8 protein-coding genes are annotated in these 19229 nt (G+C 66.2%); 4 read left to right on the top strand and 4 right to left on the bottom strand.

Annotated elements, in window-relative coordinates; all coding sequences use genetic code 11:
- Window positions 1–2 precede the first annotated feature (2 nt).
- The 4 genes from NDO48_RS27010 to NDO48_RS26995 form a co-directional block, all read right to left on the bottom strand.
- Entirely contained in the window at window positions 3–1037 is a 1035-nt protein-coding gene (locus NDO48_RS27010) for an ABC transporter permease (RefSeq protein ID WP_026227332.1), read from the bottom strand.
- 104 nt (window positions 1038–1141) lie between these two features.
- Entirely contained in the window at window positions 1142–2794 is a 1653-nt protein-coding gene (locus NDO48_RS27005) for an ABC transporter substrate-binding protein (protein WP_267322744.1), read from the bottom strand.
- A 352-nt stretch (window positions 2795–3146) separates the two neighbouring features.
- On the bottom strand, window positions 3147–7316 hold the full coding sequence (locus tag NDO48_RS27000) for a translocation/assembly module TamB domain-containing protein (protein WP_323848129.1): 4170 nt from the start codon (window positions 7314–7316) through the stop codon (window positions 3147–3149).
- A 10-nt stretch (window positions 7317–7326) separates the two neighbouring features.
- Entirely contained in the window at window positions 7327–9189 is a 1863-nt protein-coding gene (locus tag NDO48_RS26995) for an autotransporter assembly complex protein TamA (protein ID WP_267322742.1), read from the bottom strand.
- A 447-nt stretch (window positions 9190–9636) separates the two neighbouring features.
- On the opposite strand from NDO48_RS26995, the gene NDO48_RS26990 reads away from it, so the two are divergent.
- The 4 genes from NDO48_RS26990 to NDO48_RS26975 all read left to right on the top strand — a co-directional run bounded on the left by NDO48_RS26990 (window position 9637) and on the right by NDO48_RS26975 (window position 19215).
- Entirely contained in the window at window positions 9637–15105 is a 5469-nt protein-coding gene (locus NDO48_RS26990) for an alpha-2-macroglobulin family protein (protein ID WP_267322741.1), read from the top strand.
- A gap of 165 nt (window positions 15106–15270) precedes the next feature.
- Entirely contained in the window at window positions 15271–17370 is a 2100-nt protein-coding gene (gene pbpC / locus NDO48_RS26985; protein WP_267322740.1) for a penicillin-binding protein 1C, read from the top strand.
- A 141-nt stretch (window positions 17371–17511) separates the two neighbouring features.
- On the top strand, window positions 17512–17898 hold the full coding sequence (locus NDO48_RS26980) for a DUF7674 family protein (RefSeq protein ID WP_267322739.1): 387 nt from the start codon (window positions 17512–17514) through the stop codon (window positions 17896–17898).
- 288 nt (window positions 17899–18186) lie between these two features.
- The gene (locus NDO48_RS26975; RefSeq protein ID WP_267322738.1) at window positions 18187–19215 is read left to right on the top strand and encodes a sulfate ABC transporter substrate-binding protein; all 1029 of its coding nucleotides are present in this window, start codon (window positions 18187–18189) and stop codon (window positions 19213–19215) included.
- The last annotated feature ends 14 nt before the right edge of the window (window positions 19216–19229 follow it).

The following is a 19229-nucleotide window of genomic DNA, read 5'->3' as shown; positions in this document are numbered from 1 at the left end:
CCCTATTGAACCCTGATGCGTGGATTGAGGTAGGCGTAGCCGATGTCGGAGATGAGCTGGGTGATCAGGACGATAAACACCGAGACCAGCGAGCAGCCGAGCAGAAGGTCGATGTCGTTGTTGCCGGCGGCCTCGACCAGCGTGTAGCCAAAGCCCTGGTATCGGAACATCACCTCGACGATGACGACACCCGTGAGCAGCCACGGGAACTGCAGCATGATGACGGTGAACGGCGCGATCAGCGCATTGCGCAACGCATGCTTGATGACGACGCTGGAGAAGCTCAGGCCCTTCAGCCGCGCGGTGCGGATGTATTGCTGCGTCATCACCTCGACCATCGAGGCGCGCGTCATGCGGGCGATGTAGCCGATGCCGTAGATGGCGAGCGTCATGACCGGCAGGGTGAAATTGTAGAAGGTGATGCCCTGGCTGGCGGAGGCGGCAGAGCCGTTGAGCCAGCCGAGCCACGAGGCGAAGATGACGGTGAAGATGACGCCCGAGACATATTCTGGCGTCGCCGTCGTCGCGATCGAGGCGATCGACAATGTGCGGTCGGTGCGTGAGCCCTCGCGCATGCCGGCGAGGATGCCGATGAGAAGCGCTATCGGCACCATCGTCGCCAGCACCCAGAACATCAGGATGCCCGTGGCGCCAAGGGCCGGGAACAGTTTCACCGCAACCGGTGTCTTGAACTTGGTCGAGCAGCCGAAATCGCCCTGCAGGATGCCCGAATAGGTCGGCACCGCAGCCTCGTTGCAGAAGCGGAAGCGCGGCACCGCCTGGCCGGAGGCCGGGTCGATATTGGGCTGCTTCTGGACGACGCCGAGCCATTGGCCGTAGCGGATGAAGAAGTTCTGCCGATAGCCGTTGCGCTGCAGCCAGCTTTCCAGCTGGTCGGAGGTGGTGCGCATCTCGGTCTGGCTGATCGCCAGCTTCTTCAGGTTCGGCTCGAGATTGATGAGGAAGAACACCACGAGCGTCAGGCACAGCATGGTGAGTGCCATGGTGCCGAGGCGGCGCATTATGAAGGATAGCATTGGCGTCCCCTGCCTTTGTGGGTTTGGGGTCCGTGGTGGCGATCAACCCTGTTGCGGAAAGGAGGAGGAGCGGAAGCCGCCCCTCCCCGATTGGCCACCCAGGCTTACGCCTTGAGCCACACCTTGCCGTAGTCGTGCTCGAAGGTCGGGTGCATGCCCCCGCCCTGAACGGCTGCGACCGAGTGGTTGTAGAGCTTGCGCCAGAACGGCTGGATGATGATGCCGGAATCCTGCAGCGTCTGCTCGATGTCCTTCATCATCTCCTTACGCTTGGCGACGTCGGCAACCGCGAGCGCCGCGTTGAGCTTCTTGTCCCATTCCGGGTTCGACCAGGCGCTTTCGTTCCAGGCTTCACCGGTGCGATAGGCCAGCGCCAGAACCTGCACGCCGAGCGGGCGCATGTTCCAGTTGGTCATCGAGAACGGGTACTTGGTCCAGTCGTTCCAGAAGGTCGAACCGGGCAGGACGGTGCGCTTGACCTTGATGCCGGCCTCGCGCATCTGCGCGGCGATGGCATCGCCGGTGTTCTTGTGCCAGTCCTCGTCGACCGTGATCAGCTCGTGCTCGAAGTCGGCGTGGCCGGACTCTTCCATCAGCTTCTTGGCTGCCGCGATGTCGCGGGTCTGCTTCGGCAGCTCGAAATATTCAGGATGGATCGGCGCGACGTGGTGGTTTTCGGCGACCGCGCCGGCATTGCCATAGCCGAGCTGCAGCACCACAGCGTTGTCGACGGCCTTGTGCAGGGCCTGACGGACCTTCTGGTCGTCATAAGGCTTGTTGTTGACGTTGGTGCGGGCAACGATGGTCGCAGCGGTGACGACTTCCGACTTCACCAGGCCGAGACCGTCGAGGATCGACACGTAGTCGGCCGAGGTTTCGAAGTTGGTGTGCACTTCGTTGGCCTCGAAGGCGCTGACCATGGCGGCCGGGTCGGTGCCGTAGTCGATCAGCTCGACACCGTCGAGATAGACATCGCCATTCCACCACTTGTTGTCTTCACGGCGCTTGTAGACCACCTTCTGGCCGACATCGTAGGAGACGAGCTCGAACGGGCCGGTGCCGATCGGGCAGGCTTTGAAGTCGCCGCCCTTCTCGTCGAAGGTCTTGTGGACGATGAGGCCGGGATAGTCGGTCAGGTTCGGGATGATGGCGATGTCGGACGTGGTCAGCTTGAGCTTGACCGTCGCGTCGTCGACCTTCTCGATCGAGCCTTCGCGCAGCTTGCCGGTCTTCTCGTCGACCAGGCTGCCGAGGCGGCCCGGCATCGAATTGCCTTCGGCGCTCTTGTCGGCCCAGCGGGTGAAGTTGAAGATCACGTCGTCGGCGGTGAACGGATCGCCGTTCGACCAGGTCACGCCAGGGCGGACGTGCAGGACGTATTCGGTGGCGTCGTCGTTCACTTCCCAGCTTGCGAGCAGATAGGGCTCGAAAGTGTATTTGGCGGTGTACTTGACCAGCGGCTCGAGCGCCTGGCGCTCGGCATTGGCGATTTCGGACCAGTCGGCCTTGCGCGGATCCTTGGGATCCTTGATCCACTGCGCGACCTTGAGCACGCCGCCCTTGGTCGGGGTTTCCTGCGCCTGGGCCTCCATCGGGACGGAGAGGCCGATCATGCCGTAGGCCATTGCCGCGCTGGCGCCGAAGGTGGTCGCCATCGCCAGGAATTCGCGACGGTCCATCTTGCCGTTGACGACCTCGCGCGCCAGCTCACGGATGTGGCCGGGCACAACGTCGGAGTTGCTTTTGTAGAATGTCATTTCCGTCTCCCATTGTTTTGGTCTTTGACGCTACAATTCCGCATCCTATTGCCGTTGTCAAAACGGTTGGATGTCGACGTTCCCGAAGGCAAGTCTGCAATTTTGGGAGAGGTGCAGTTCGCGTGATTCCGACAGGATTGACGCAAAAACGCTAATGGTCGCCGGATTCATCTGAATCTTCGACGCTGCGTAAGCTGAGCACGCCGCAGACCCCGGCGACAGGGCCACGGCCGCGCCGCAATGATGTCAGCAAAGGTTAGAGGTCAGGCCAAAGCGTCGTGGATTGCGGCATAGCTTGCCCAAAAAATGTGCGCTTTCAACGTGTTAAGGCACACGCCAATATGGCGGAAAACTAATATTCTTTTTCGTAGAAGATACCGCCCTTGGCCTCGCCCGCATCGGTCGCCTGGCCGCGCAGCTTGACGCCGCGACCGACACTGAGGTCGATCGTGGCCTTGCCCGAGCCCGGCTGGTCGCCCTTTTCGATGGACAGGTAGGTGCGGTCGTTGAGGTATTTTCCGACAGCGACCGAGGTGTCGCCCTTGTCGTTGGTGCGGATGTCCAGATCGTCGACGCCGAGCGTGGCGCGCAGGCTCGACAGAAGCGACGTCGAGCCGCCGATGCCGGCCATCTGGGCTGCCGCATCCGCGAGCTGGGCGATCTGCAGCGGCGACAGGTTGGACATCGAGCGGCCGAAGATCAGGCGCGCCAGCACCTCGTCTTCCGGCAGCGCCGGCACCGACGAGAAGGAGAATTTCGGATTGTTGGCCTGCCCCGTGATGCCGATGGTGACGGTGGCGTCGCTGGCCGTGGTTTCGGCAGCGAAGTTGATCGTCGGCACCAGCGAACCGGCGAAACCGACCGAACCGGAGGTGAAGTTGAGGCGCTTGCCAAGGATCGACAGGCGGCCGCGCCGAAGCGTGAACTCGCCCATGGCCTGCGGCGATGCCGACGACCCGGTGAGGCGCAGCGAGCCGCCGAGTTCGGCGTCGAGGCCGCGGCCCTGGACGAAGATCTGGTTCGGGGCGTTGACGGTGATGTCGAGGGTCAGCGCGCCGCTGCCGCCGCTGGCCTTTTCGGCCGGGCGCATGGCGTCCTGCTGGACGATGACGGCCTTGGGGGCGTTCTTGTGCTTGACGTCGACCGCGCTCAGCGCGCCCGGGAATTTTTCCGGGATGCTGATGACGGTGCGGGCGAGATTGATCGTGCCCGACAGCACGGGCGCCGAAACCAGCGGCCCCTTGATGGCGATATCGCCGCCGAGATTGGCGGTGACCACGCGGCCGTCGGTGTAGCGGCCGTCGGTCAGCTTGATCGAAATGTCGGCCGGAAAACCCTGCGCGGCATCGGTGCCCACGGTGCCGCTGGCGGTGAGCTGGCCGCCGGTCGAGAGATTGCCGGTCAGGCGGTTGATGCGCGCCACGCCCTGCGCCATCGCGATGTCGAGATTGATGTCGTTGATGGCAAGGCCCATCTGCGCTGCCAGAAGCCGCGCACCCGAGGCGCGGACGCTGCCGCCGATGACGGGCGAAGACGCCGGGCCGCGAACTTGGACGCTGACATCGGCGGTGCCGGTCAGCTGCATGCCTTGCGCCGCCAGCGTGCGGGTCAGGAATGCGAATGGCACGGGGCCGGAGAAATTGAGGTCAAGCGCGACAGGCGCATTGGTGACGACAGTGCCGCCGCCGCGCAGAGCGAGCCCCGTCCCGTCGGTGATGGCAGACTGGAAGGTCAGCCTGCCGCCGGCAAAGGTGCCGTCGGAGGCGATGTTCATCGGCCCGAAGCCGGCGCCCGTGGTCTGCGAGGTCGCGGCATTCGCAACCTTGAGGTCGTAGCCGACGGTCGGATTGGCGGCGGCGCCCGAAACCTTGACCGTACCCGAGATCGAGCCGGCCGCACCGAGGCCCGGCGAGAAGGAATTGGCAAGCGACGCCGGCACATTGGCAAGCGCCACATCGAGATTGAGGGCAGCGCCCGCGGTGCCCGAAACGGTCGCCGTGCCGCCCCCGAGATTGAGCGCCAGCCTGTCGAGCGTGGTGGTGCCGCCTGCAATCTGCACCGTCGTCGGACGGGCGATGGCAGCCTTGATGCCGCGCATGACAGCTTCGCCCGAGGCGAGTTCGATGGTGGTCGTGCCGCCGCCGACCTTGAGGCGACCGGACGCCTTTGCCGGAATATCGGCGACGGTGGCACCGCCGGAGAAGCCGGTCCATTCGCCGTCGCGCTTGAGATCGACGTCGATGCCGGAAATGACGGTCTTGCCCGAGGTGACCGACTTTGCCTTGACCGAGCCGGAGATCGCCGGCGCCTTGAGATAGCTCAGCACGTCGGCGCTGACGGCGACCGAATTGGCGGCGAGGTCGCCGCGCCTGAGCTGCGCCGTGTTGAGCTCGACCTTGACCTGCGGGGTGTCGCCGGAGCGGGTGAAATCGATGCGGCCGCGGATGTCGCCCTCGGCCTTTTCCAGCGCGAGTGCCGCCAGCGGGCCGATGTCGGGCATGTCGATATTGATCGTGCCGATCGGCACGAAACCCTTGTCGAGCACCAGGTCGCCGGACAGCTTGTTCTGGCCGAGCGACAGCGACAGGCCCTTGATCTGGCTGGTGCCGTCTGATGTGGCGAGCACGGCGTTGCCGGCAAGCTTCTGGCCCGCGACATTGCCCGAAAGCGCGACATTGGCCGCCGGACTGGCCGGATCGACCTTGCCCGACGCGGTGAGGTTCAGCCCGGTGATCTCGCGCGCCGCCGCCTCGATGCGGTCGCTGGTGACCGTCAGCGACACGTCGGGCGCGGTGCGCGCGCCCTTGGCGGTCAAGGCGAAGTCGATGGAGCCCTTGGCGTCCTTCGACAGCAGCGAGATGTCGGCGAAGGAGCCCTTGAGATCGGCGTCGATCTCGCTGCCCTTCACCCGCGCCGTGCCCTGCGCCTTGAGCGCGCCTGATGTCAGCTCGATGGCGTTCGCAGCAAAGCTGCCTTCGGCGTCGCGGCTGGCGGTCGCCGAGAACTGGGTGCGGTCGGCGAGCGCGATGCGCACGCCTGAAGGCAGCGCGTTGGAGGCGACGTCGGCCTTGAGGCCGAGCTCCAGCGACATGTCGACCAGATTGAGCTTGGCGTTCAGCGAACCGTTGAGTGCATCGCTGCGGATGGTGCCCTGGTCGACGACGACCTGATCCTTGCCGACGGAACCGGCCATGTCGACGGCGACGCGGCCGGCGACCAGCGGGGCAAGCGTGGCGACATCGGTCTTGAGTTCGGCAGCCCCCAGCTTGATCAAAATCGGACCGCTGCGGTTGGCGATGTCGAAGCCGTCTGAATGGGCGGAGGCTGCGATGTCGCGCAGCTCGGTGTTGCCGGCGATGACCGACACCAGCGAGGCGCTGAAATCGACCGCCGGCGCCTTGCCGTCGCCAAAGGCGCGCAGGCTGGCGGCGTTGACGGCGACGGTGACCGGCTGGGCGTCGCTGCCGAGGCTGAGCACGATCGGCCCTTCATTGGCGTTGACGTTGAGCGACAGGTCGGCCGCTCCCTCGGGGTTGAGCGAGCCCGCCGCATTGGCCGTCAGCGCTGTGCTGGCGACCGTGGCGCGCTCGATGTCGATGCCGCCCGATGTCGTGCGGGTACCGGCGATGTCGAAGGTGGTGTTGCCGGCGAGAAGCGGCTTCAGCATCGCCGGCAGGAAATCCTCGAACGCGCCGTCGCCCTTGGCTGAAATGGCATTGCCCTTGTCGGTCAGCTGGTGCGTACCCGAGATGCGGGTGATGACATTGCCGTCGACGGCGAAGGTGCCGTTGCCGCTCCAGTCGGCCAAGGGCCCCTCGCCCGACACCACCAGCTCGACCGCCGGCTGGTTGGGCAGCTTCAGGATGTTGGCGATGATGCCGCCGGCGGGCTCGTCGGCGCGAATGTTGAGCGTCAGCCGGTTTTCATCGGGCGCAAAGGCGATGTCGGCGTCGACGGTGCCCTGCTTGCCGTCGCTGCGGGCGACGTTGAGCCTGGTCTCGATGCCAAGCGGCGATCCACCGGCCTTGAGCATGCCCTTGGCCGCGAGTTCGGCGATGCCGGTGCCCGCGAGCGCCTCGCCGAGCGCGATCTCGGGCAGGTCGATCTGCCTGATGTCGAGCGCCACCGGCAGCGACAGGCCGCCGCTGCTCGGTTTTGCCGGCTGCGTGCCGGGCTTGGGCAGCCGCGCAACCTCGATGCGGTCGACAGCGATCCGGTCGGCGCGGAAGGTGCGGGTAAGCAGCGCCAGCGGCGACCAGTCGACGGAGACGCCACGCAAGGCGAGCCAGGCCCCCTCCCTGTCCTCGATGACGAGGTTGTCGAGCGTGAGGTTGCCCGACCAGATGCCGTTGAGGCCGCCAAGCCTGATCTTCTGGTCTTCGCTCGAGGCGACCGTCGAGATCAGCCCGGCGAGGTTTTCGCGGCCCTTGGAGGTCAGCGTGAAGACGCCGAGCGCGCCGGCCAGAAGGGCCACGACCACCAGGAGGGCGATGGCAAGAACGCGCAGGATTTTCTTCAGCATGACCATTGGATCAGAAGGCCTGGCCGACGCCGGCATAGATGCCGTAGCGCGGATCGCCCGGTTCCGGATTGAGCGGCATGGCGACGTCGACGCGCAGCGGGCCGAACGGCGTGAGGTAGCGGACGCCGATGCCGGCGCCGACCTTCACCTTGCCGAAGTCGGGGAACTGGCTGGTCGAGACGGTGCCGGCATCGATGAACGGCACGATGCCGATCTTGTCGTTATAGGCATAACGCATCTCGATCGAAGTCTCGGCATAGGACAGGCCGCCGGTCGGCTTGCCGTCGGTGTGTGGTCCGATGCCCTGGTAGGAATAGCCGCGCACCGAGCCGCCGCCGCCGGCATAGAAGCGCCGGTCGGCCGGCACGTCCTCGAGGCCCGCGCCAAGGATCGAGCCCATGGCGACGCGGCCGGCAAGCACGAAGCGGTTGTTGGAGTCGATCCCGTAATAGGCCGAGCCCTCGCCCTTGAGCTTGACGAACATGTTGCCGTTGAGGGCGTCGTAGGTCGGCTCGGCATAGGCGAGCGCGCGGAAGCCGCGCGTCGGGTTCAGCTTGTCGTCGCGGTTGTCGTAGACATATTGCAGCGGCAGGCTGACCAGCAGGTAGCGCTTGCCGTCGGGATTGAGCGCGTCCTCGACCTTGGAATAGTCGATCGCCAGCGAGCCCGAGACGGTCTGCTGCTTGGTCAGTTCGTAGGCCAGGCCGACATTGCCGGCGATGGAGAAGCGGTCATAGGCGTCCGGGTGCTCGGCGACCGCCTTGACGTTGGCGAAGAACTTCGACGCCGGGCCGATGACGCCAGGCTTCTCGAACATGATGCCGGCATTGTAGTTGAGCTTGCCGATTTCGGAGACGTCGCCGATGCGGCCGATGGAGCCGCCGATGCGCAGTTTCTCGGCCCGGCCGAACAGGTTGCGATGGCCCCAGTACCCCTCGATACCGGCACCCTCGGTGTTGGAGAAGGTGGCGCCGGCGCCGAAATAGCGCATCTTGCGCTCGCTGACGCGTACGTCGATGGGGATCTGGCCGGCGGCGTTGAGCGCTGCCGCCTCCGAGACCGTCACGCTGGAGAACACCTCGAGCCCGAGCAGGCGGTTGCGGGCGTCGTCGATTTCCTTTGGCGAATAGGTGCGGCCGGGCTCCAGCCCGGTCATGTAGACGGTGAAATCGCGGTCGACGAGTTCGGTGCCCTCTACGGTGGTCTGCCCGTAGCCGGCAATCGGCCCGGCAGCGACGTCGAGGGTGACGTCGAGCGTCGTCGTCGCATGGTCGGCAACGATGGTGCGGCCGGTGACGGTGGCGAGCGGACGCCCCTCCTCCTTCAGCCGCCGCACGATGCCGGCCTCGGCCTTGAGGATGGCATCGGACGAGGCGTCGCCGCCGGCGATCAGGCCGTAGTCGGCGCCCATGATGCCGGCGGCATCGCCCTTGAGCACGATGTCGCCAAGGGTGAATTTCGAGCCGGGATCGATGGTGACCGTGACCGGGATCGGCTGCTGGCCGGAAAAGACCGCGTCTGGCTGGAGATCGTCGAGGCGCTGGCCGGCAATCGAGATGTTGACGACGCCGTCATAGCGGGCATTGGAGAAGAGCGCGGCGACCAGCCGCTCACGGTCGTTGCGCGCCTTGGCGAGCAGGCCGAGCGAGCCGGACACCGGACGATCTTCCTCACCCTTCAGCAGCGAGGCGTTTTCCAGCGCCTTGGTGAGGCCGTCGTCGCCGCCGACCACCTCGAAGGTGACGGCATAGTCGAGCGGATCGACGACGTCGGGATCCTCCTCGTTCTCCGAGCCCCAGAGCCTGATGCCGAAGATCTTGAAGGCCATGGCCTGCTCGGTCTGCACGGCAAGCAGAGTGGTCGACAACAGCATTGCCGTCGCCGCGCGCCAAAGCACGCGAGCGCTGACAGAACTGTCGAATCCACGCATACGCCGCACAAACATCAAGCCAAACTAACCTCCAATCCTAAAATTGAAATGAAGTTTTCGAGTTTTCGTAAAGCAGCCACAATCGATATGTCAGATTTCGTTGGGTGAATGAATGACAGCCGGGATAGGGATGCGGGTGTATTCATGGGGGCGATCCGCATGGTCGGGCAATACCATGCATGGCTTCCGAAACAAGCGACAACCTTGGCGGGCATGTGCCTGCCGGCTTCCGTATGGCCTTTGCGGGACCGGAGCCGGGCGTCCGAAGCGACGCACAAGAACGTTCTAAACTATTGAATCTGCGCGTCGCTTTCCGAAAACCGATTCCGGTTTCCGGGCCGATGCGCTAGCCTGAGCGCAGGTTGAACAGCGACTGAGCTGTCGGAGGGTATGATGATACGTGCGGCGCGCACTTTTCCATTGTTGGTGATTCTGCTTCTTGCCTGGACCTTCGGCGCCATGGCGCAGAACCGGCATGTGGTGACCAGCGACAATGGCGACTATTTCGGCTTCGACCTGCGCTCGGAGCAGAACGTCACGCTCGACCAGTGCCAGACGACATGTCTCGGCGACCAGGCCTGCCGCGCCTTCACCTACAACACCAAGGCGAAGTGGTGTTTCCTCAAGTCCGACTTCGCCGTGCTCAAGCCCTTTGCCGGCGCTGTCGCCGGCAAGGTCGTGCCGATCAGCGGCGATCCCGACATCGGCGCGCCGGCCGAGCTGTCCTTCTTCCCGGCCTCGATGGTCGAGGAAGCCCGCCAGTTCCGCAACGGCCTGACCGCCAATGGCGTCGTCAACCCGGACCTCGGGCTGGCAGCACTTACGGACGCCGGCGAAACCGCCCTGCAGTCGAATGACGGCCAGACCGCGATGCAGAAGTTCCGCGCCGCAGCCATCATCCTGCCTGACGACACCGCGATCTGGATCAGGCTCGCCCGCGCCGTGCAGATCGCCTCGCCCAACAACGGCGACGAAACGGCTACCCTGCCGCGCGACAGCACCTCGACCGCCTACAACGCCTATCTCCTCTCGCGCACGGCCGCCGACCGGGCCGAAAGCCTGACGCTTCTGGCGCGCGGGCTCGACAAGCGCGATATGTTCCGCCCGGCCCTGCGGGCCTATGAGGCGAGCCTGGCGCTCGACAATTCCGCCTCGGTCCGCGCCGAATACGAAGACCTCAAGGCGCGAAAGGGCTTCCGCGTCGTCGAGCACAGCATCGATGCCGACACCAGTTCGCCGCGCGTCTGCGCCCAGTTCTCCGAGGCTCTCGTCAAGACCGGCGTCGACTACGCGCCTTTCGTCACCGTCGACGACCAGGCGCCCAAGGGCATCGAGGCCAAGGACCAGCAGATCTGCGTGGAAGGTCTTGAGCACGGCAAGCACTACCGCGTCACCTTCCGTCCCGGCCTGCCGGCGGCAATCGGCGAGGTTCTGACCGCGCCCGTCGTGCTGTCAGTCTATGTCCAGGACCGCGGGCAGTCGGCCCGCTTCACCGGCGACAGCTTCGTCTTGCCCTCGACCGCCCGCCGCGGCATTCCCGTCGTCACCGTCAACATGGCCGTGGCCGACATGAAGCTCTTCCGCGTCGGCGACCGCTCGCTGGCCCAGCTTCTGTCGGGCTACCAGTTCCTTCGCCAGCTCGACGGCTATGATCTCTCCAACATCTCCGACCAGATGGGCACGCCCGTCTGGGAAGGCCAGTTGGACATCGCCAACGAGCTGAACAAGGAGGTGACGACCTCCTTCCCTGTCGACGAAGCCCTGCCCAACCGCAAGCCCGGCGTCTATGTGCTGACGGCACAGGCGGTCGACGACAAGAGCGACAGCTGGTCGAGCAAGGCGACGCAGTGGTTCGTCGTCTCCGACATCGGCCTGTCGACCTACACCGGCGAAGACGGCCTGAACGTCTTCGCCCGCTCGCTGGCGACAGCCAAGCCGATTGCCGACACGGAACTGACCCTGCTTGCCCGCAACAACGAGGTCCTGGGCACCGCCAAGACCGATGCCGAAGGCCGCGCCACCTTCACCGCCGGCCTGACCCGCGGTGACGGCGGCATGGCGCCGGCCGTGCTGATGGCGAGCCAGGGCAGTGACGACTTCGTCTTCCTCGACATGACCCGCGCCGGCTTCGACCTGTCGGATCGCGGCGTCGCCGGCCGCGCCTCGCCAGGGGCGCTCGACGTCTATGCCTGGACCGAGCGCGGCATCTACCGCGTCGGCGAGACCGTGCATGCGGCAGCCCTTGCCCGCGACGACGCGGCCAGGGCCGCCGACAGCCTGCCTTTGACCTTCATCTTCACCCGCCCCGACGGCGTCGAGGACCGGCGCATCGTCAGCCAGGGCGGCAATGCGGGCGGCCACGCCGTCGACCTGGCGCTGTCCTCGGCTGCGATGCGCGGCACCTGGACGCTGTCGATCTACACCGACCCCAAGCAGCCGGCGGTGGCCAGCCAGATGTTCCTGGTCGAGGACTTCGTGCCCGACCGCATCGAGTTCGACCTCAGCACCGACCGCAAGGAAATCGCCGTCGGCGAGACCGCCGAGGCAACCGTCGACGGCCGCTTCCTCTATGGCGCACCGGCCGCGGGCCTTGCGCTCGAAGGCGAACTGACCCTGTCGACCAAGCGCCAATGGGACAGCTTCGCGGGCTATTATTTCGGCCTCGCCGACGAGCAGGAAGGCGAAGCGACCCGCATTCCGCTTGATAACCTGCCTGTCGTCGGCGACGACGGCAAGGCGACCTTCCCGGTGGAGGTGGGCCAGGTGCCCTCGACCACCCGCCTGGTCAACGCCGGCCTGACGGTGCGCATGCGCGAGACCGGCGGCCGCGCCGTCGAGAAGAAGCTCGACATCGGCATCCTGCCACAGGGCACGATGCTCGGCATTCGCCCCGACTTCTCCGGCGGCGAAGTGCCCCAGGGCGGCACCGCCAAGTTCAGCCTGATCGCCGCCCAGCCCGACGGAAAGCGCACCGATCTCAAGGGCGCGCAGTGGTCTCTGGTCAAGGTCGAGCGGAACTACCAGTGGTACCGCTCCGGCAATTCGTGGAACTACGAGCCGGTGACCTTCACCAAGTCGGTGGCGTCGGGTCAGGTCGACCTCACCGCCGCAGGCGAGGCAAGCATCTCGACGCCCGTCGACTGGGGCCGCTACCGCCTCGAGGTCGAAACCGCCGACCCCGCCGGTCCGGCCACGAGCTACGAATTCGACGCTGGCTGGTATGTCTCGGCAACCTCGACCGAGACGCCCGACGGGCTCGAAGTGGCGCTCGACAAGGCGACCTACAAGGCCGGCGACGTCGCCAAGCTCAAGGTGTCGCCGCGCTTCGCCGGCGAGCTGCTTGTGACCATCGGCGCCGAGAAGCTGCTGAAGACCGTCTCTGCGTCGATCCCGGCCGAAGGCGGCACCGTCGACATCGCCGTCGGCGACGACTGGGGCGCCGGCGCCTATGTGACGGCGACGCTCTACCGGCCCGGCGAGGCGCAGGAATCGCGCATGCCGGCCCGCGCCATCGGCTTGAAATGGCTGGCGGTCGACCCCGCCGACAAGAAACTGAACGTCGCGCTCGACCTTCCCGAGAAGACCGAGCCGCGCAAGGCGCTGTCGGTGCCGGTCACCGTCACCGGCGCCAAGGCAGGCGACAAGGCTTATGTGACGGTTGCCGCCGTCGACGTCGGCATCCTCAACCTCACCAGCTACAAGGTGCCCGACCCCGAGAACTGGTATTTCGGCCAACGCATGATGGGCCTCGAACTGCGCGACCTCTACGGCCGCCTGATCGACGGCTCGCTGGGTGCCATGGGCAAGCTGCGCACCGGCGGCGACGGTGCGGCCATGGCCTCGCAGGGCAGCCCGCCCAAGGAAAAGCTGGTCGCCTTCTTCTCCGGCATCGTCGAACTCGACGCCGACGGCAAGACGACTGTCGACTTCGACATTCCGCAGTTCAACGGCACGGTGCGCGTCATGAGCGTCGCCTGGACCAAGGACGCGGTCGGCCATGCGACGGGCGACGTGATCGTGCGCGATCCGATCGTGCTGACGGCCGGCATGCCTCGCTTCATGGCCCCCGGCGACTTCGCCGAGATGACGCTCGACGTCGCCAACACCGATGCGCCGGCCGGCGACTACACGCTGTCGGTCGACACGACGGGCGACCTCTCGACCGGTGACGCCGCCCTGCCCCAGAAACTGACACTGGAACCCGGCAAGCGCCAGACGCTGAAGATCCCGCTGATGCCGGTGACGGCGGGCACCGCCGGGCTGACCGTCCGGATTGCCAATGCCGAGGGGCTGAGCGTCGAACAGGAGCTGTCGCTGCCCGTGCGGCCCGGCCAGTTGCCGGTGACGACGCGCATGGTGGTGGACCTCAAGCCAAACGCTTCGCTGCGCATCGACAGGGAGCTTCTGGCAGCAAGCCTCCTGGAAGGCGCCCATGTCAGCGTCGGCGTGTCGCAATCGTCGGCCTTCGACGTGCCGTCGATGCTGATGACGCTCGACCGTTACCCCTATGGCTGCGCCGAGCAGACGACGAGCCGGGCGCTGCCCCTGCTTTATGTCAGCGAGCTCAGCGCTGACGCCGGCATGGCCGACGATCCCGCCCTGCGCGAACGCATCCAGGGCGCGATCTTCCGCGTGCTCAACTACCAGTCGTCGTCGGGCAGCTTCGGCCTGTGGGGGCCGGGTTCCGGCGACCTGTGGCTCGACGCCTATGTCACCGACTTCCTGACCCGGGCGCGTGAAAAGGGCTTCGACGTGCCCCAGCAGGCGATGATGCAGGCGTTGAACAACCTGCAGAACGCCATCGGCTACGACGTCGATGTCGAGGATCGCGGCTCGGAGATCGCCTATGCGCTCTATGTGCTGGCACGCAACAAGAAGGCCTCGGTCGGCGACCTCCGCTACTTCGCCGACACCAAGCTGGAAGCCTTCTCCAGCCCGATGGCGGTGGCGCAGCTGGGCGCCTCGCTCGCCCTGTACGGCGATACGCAGCGTTCGGAAAACATCTTCAACGCGGCACTCCAGCTCGCCAAGGCAACACCCGACTTCAACTGGTATCGCTCCGACTATGGCTCGCGCCTGCGTGACGGCGCCGCCATGCTGGCGCTGGCCGCCGAGAGCAAGCCTGTGCCTTCGGTGGTGCCGGCACTGGTCAAGATGGTGGCGGCCGACCGCGCTTCGGCGAAGTGGACCAGCACCCAGGACGACGCCTGGATGCTGTTGGCGGCGCGCGCGCTGAAGGCCGGCAACGAGGCGATCTCGCTCGACATCGGCGGCACCGCCCACAGCGGCGCCTATTCGCAGCGCATCGACGGCGCCGACCTTCTGGTCAACCCGGTGTCGATCGCCAACAAGGGCAAGAACCCGGTGCAGGCGGTGGTGACCACCGTGGCTGCGCCGGCCCAGCCTCTACCTGCCGGCGGCGACGGCTTCACCATCGAGCGCACCTACTACCGGCTCGATGGCAGCGAGGCCAACGTGACGGAGGTCAACCAGAACGAGCGCTTCGTCGTCGTGCTCAAGGTCACGGAGCTCAACGACTGGCCATCGCGGATCGTCGTCGCCGACATGCTGCCGGCCGGCTTCGAGATCGACAATCCGGGGCTGGTCAACAGCGCCAGCCTGTCGAACTTCCCGTGGCTGGAGCAGACGCAGGCCGCCCATCTCGAGTTCCGCGACGACCGCTTCGTCGCCGCCATGGACAGCGACGGGGATTCGGGCCGTGAGTTCACGCTGGCCTATGTGGTGCGCGCCGTGACACCCGGCACCTATGCCCACCCGGCGGCAAACGTCGAGGACATGTACCGTCCGCAATATTCGGCGCGTACGGCCACCGGCATGATGGAGGTGAAGGCGGAATAGGATGTCTGCTTTCAGCCAAGCGGCAACGTCCCGGACAGGCTTGGCGCTGCCCCTCATCCGCCTGCCGGCACCTTCTCCCCGTGATCGGGGAGAAGGCACAGGCGGTGAGGCCGAGGCCCCCTTCGCCCCGTTGACGGGCAGAGGGCAAGGGTGAGGGCCAGCCCCATGCTCTCCGCAAGGACCACCCGCAGGATCGCCCTCTGGGCAATGGGTGCGACCGGCCTTGCCGCCCTCGCGGTCGGTGGCCTGTTTGCGCTCGACCGCGCCTTCCCGCCGCCCCTGCCCGAAAAACTGACCGTCTCGGCCGAGGTGCTCGACCGCGACGGCCAGTTGCTGCGCGCCTACGCGGTTCCCTCGGGCCACTGGCGACTGGGGACAGGCCTCGACCAGGTCGACCCGCAGCTGGTGAAGATGCTGGTCGCCTATGAGGACAAGCGCTTCTGGGATCATGAGGGCGTCGATGTGCTGGCGCTCGGCCGCGCCGGCTGGCAGTTCGCCAGCAATGGCCGCATCGTCTCAGGCGGCTCGACGCTGTCGATGCAGCTGGCGCGGCTGATCGAGCCGCGCGCCGAGCGCAGCTTCGGCTCCAAGCTCCGGCAACTGGCCCGCGCGGTGCAGATCGAGCGGCGGCTGTCGAAAAAGGAAATCCTCGAACGGTATCTGACGCTGGCGCCTTATGGCGGCAATCTCGAAGGGGTGCGTTCGGCCTCGCTTGCCTATTTCGGCAAGGAGCCGAAAAGGCTGACCGTTTCCGAGGCGGCCCTGCTTGTCGCCCTGCCGCAACTGCCCGAACGTCGCCGCCCCGACCGCAATCCCGGGAATGCGCGGGCCGCGCGCGACCGCGTGCTCGATCGCATGGTGACCGCTGGCGTGCTCGGCGAGAGCGAGGCCGCACGCGCGTCGCTCGAAACGGTGGCGGCGGCGCGACTGGCGCTGCCGACGCTGGCCCCGCATGCGGCAGATCTTGCGCTGCGCAACGCGCCCGGCACAGTCCGGCACCAGCTCACGCTGCGCAAGAGCGTGCAGGCAGGGCTGGAGGCCGTGGCGCGCGAGGCGGCCCAGCGGCTCGGACCGCGCATCTCGGTCGCCATGGTGATGGCTGACGCCTTGACCGGCGAGATCCTCGGCGAGGTCGGCTCGGCCAATTATCTCGACGCCTCGCGTTCGGGCTGGATCGACATGACCCGCACCGTGCGCTCGCCCGGCTCGACCCTGAAGCCGTTCATCTACGGCCTCGCCTTCGAGCAGGGGCTGGTGGCGCAGGAGACGATGATCGAGGATCGCCCCACCGATTTCCACGGCTACCGGCCCAAGAATTTCGACATGAGCTACCAGGGCGACGTGTCGGTGCGCCAGGCGCTGCAGCTGTCGCTCAACGTGCCGGCGATCCGCCTGCTCGATGCGGTCGGGCCGCTCAGGCTGACGGCGCGCTTCCGCCAGGCCGGCGTCACCCTGCAGCTGCCTCCAGGCGAAGCCCCCGGCCTCGCCATCGGCCTCGGCGGCGTCGGTGTCACCTTGCGCGACCTCGTCCAGCTCTACACCGGCCTTGCCAATGGCGGCCGCGCCAAGGTTCTCCGCGACGGTGCGGAGGCCACCACGCCCGCCCCGCTCGCCAACGGCACCATCCTCGAAGAGCAGGCCGCCTGGCAGATCGCCGACATCCTCTCGGGCGTGAAGGCGCCGGAAGGGGCGGCCAAGCGGACCATCGCCTACAAGACCGGCACCTCCTACGGCTACCGCGACGCCTGGTCGGTCGGCTATGACGGCCGCTACGTGCTCGGCGTCTGGGCCGGGCGTCCCGATGCCGGCGCGGTTCCCGGGCTTTCGGGTTATGTCTCGGCAGCCCCTATCCTGTTCGAGGCTTTTGTCCGCTCGGGCCTGCCGTCAATGCCCCTGCCCCGCGCACCTTCAGGCGCCTTGCGCATGGCCCGATCGGATCTGCCGGTGACGCTCGAACGCTTCTCCGCCGCCGGCCAGCTGCCGACGGTCGCCGCAGCCGCCGTGACCGAGCCTGCGCCGCAGATCGTCTTCCCGCCCGACGGCGCCCGTGTCGAGCTCGGCACGGCGGCCGAAGGTGCCGCGCCCCTGGTGCTCAAGCTCCAGGGCGGCCGCGCCCCGTTCCGCTGGCTCGCCAACGGCAAGCCGCTCGACACCGTCGCGCGCCGCCGCGAGGCGACCTGGCAGCCCGACGGGTCGGGCTATTCGACGCTGACCGTCATCGACGCGGCGGGACGGGCGGCGAGCGTCAGGGTGTTCGTCGAGTAGCGGCCCGTTTGCGCGCTGCGGCAAAGGCTCCTGGTCCCCGACAGTTCCGGGCCGGGCTTGCAACCTCGTCTGTTCCCCGCCGACACTGCAAGACATGGCGAATCGAGCAGCCGAGGGCACCAGATGATCACGAACACTGATATGTTTGCCCCGATGCTCGAGGCCGATCCAGGCTTCCAAGATGCGTGGAACACGTTCTCGGATAAATGGCGCGATCACCTGGAGCCGCCCTTTTACCTGGCGCTGAACGCACTGGCCCGGCACCTCATCGCCCGGCTTGAAGCCGGCGATACTGCAAGCTTCGATGCCGTCTTCGACGTGGTGGAGCGCTGGCATGTCGAAGGCGACGACTATGTTCGCGAGGCCGCGACAATAGGACTGCTCGAGGACCTGCAGAACACCAAACTGCATATGTCGACCGATCCGGCGGCGTTACGCCCCTGGTTGCGGCCAGAAAGCCTGCTCTGGTGGGAAGGCGTCGAGGACTTCTGGGCCGGCCGGACGCCGCTCGTCACCAAACGCGCCTGAAAGCGTGGCCGAGCCGGCGGTCGGCGTCGCCGCATGAGCGTGAACGATCCTGAGCTGGACAGATCGCCAAGAGCCCATCGCTATTGCTCCATCTCGCCGCTCCCTCATCACTTCAGCCAAACGAATGGATCGATCCGGCAGCTCAGGAGTTTTTCCGCGAGCAAAATAATTTCGCGACCAGCCGCTGGGTGGCCGAAAATTGCCCATGCGGCGCGAAATTCGGAACATTCGCCGCATCTAATTTCTACCAGTTCGATAGAGTAGAACCATATTCGAACGGAGGCGGAAATGACGACTTCACGCAGATCCATACTGCTGTCGGCCCTGATTGCGGGTGCGGTGCAGTTCGGCGGCCTGGGACTGGCTTATGCCGACACCACGCTGCTCAACGTGTCCTACGACCCGACGCGCGAGCTCTACAAGGACTACAACGCCGCCTTCGCCAAGCACTGGAAAGCCGAAACCGGCGAGACGGTGACCATCGAGCAGTCGCATGGCGGTTCGGGCAAGCAGGCGCGCGCCGTGATCGACGGCCTCGACGCCGACGTCGTCACCCTGGCGCTCGAAAGCGACATCACCGCGATCGTCGAGAAGTCGAAGAAGATCAATCCCGACTGGCGCGCCAGGCTGCCCAACAACTCCTCGCCCTACACCTCGACCATCGTGTTCCTGGTGCGCAAGGGCAATCCCAAGGCCATCAACGACTGGGGCGACCTGACCAAGGACGGCGTCCAGGTGATCACGCCGAACCCGAAGACCTCCGGCGGTGCGCGCTGGAACTATCTGGCGGCCTGGGCCTGGGGCAACACCCAGTTCGGCGGCGACGAGGCCAAGATCAAGCAATATATCGGCAATCTCTATGCCCATGTGCCCGTGCTCGACACCGGCGCCCGCGGCTCGACGGTGACCTTCGCCCAGCGCGGTCTCGGCGACGTGCTGCTGGCCTGGGAGAACGAGGCCTATCTGGCGCTCGACGAATTCGGCGCCGACCAGTTCGACATCGTCATCCCGCCGTCGTCGATCCTGGCCGAACCGCCGGTCGCCGTGGTCGATGCCAATGTCGATGCCAAGGGCAGCCGCAAGGTGGCCGAAGCCTATCTCTCCTACCTCTATTCGGCGGAAGGCCAGACCATCGCCGCCAAGCACCACTACCGGCCGTCCAAGCCGGACCTGGTTCCGGCAGCCGACCTGCAGAAGCTGCCTGAACTCAAGCTTGTCTCCATCGACGATCCGATTTTCGGCGGATGGGCAAAGGCGCAGCCCTATCACTTCGGTGATGGTGGTATATTCGACCAGATCTACAAGCCGGCCCAGTAAACCGAAGACCAGGA

Origin of the sequence: Aminobacter sp. MET-1 (genome assembly GCF_026521175.1) — a bacterium.
In the GTDB taxonomy this organism is placed as follows: Bacteria; Pseudomonadota; Alphaproteobacteria; order Rhizobiales; family Rhizobiaceae; genus Aminobacter.
This window is presented reverse-complemented; position numbering and strand designations above follow the sequence as displayed.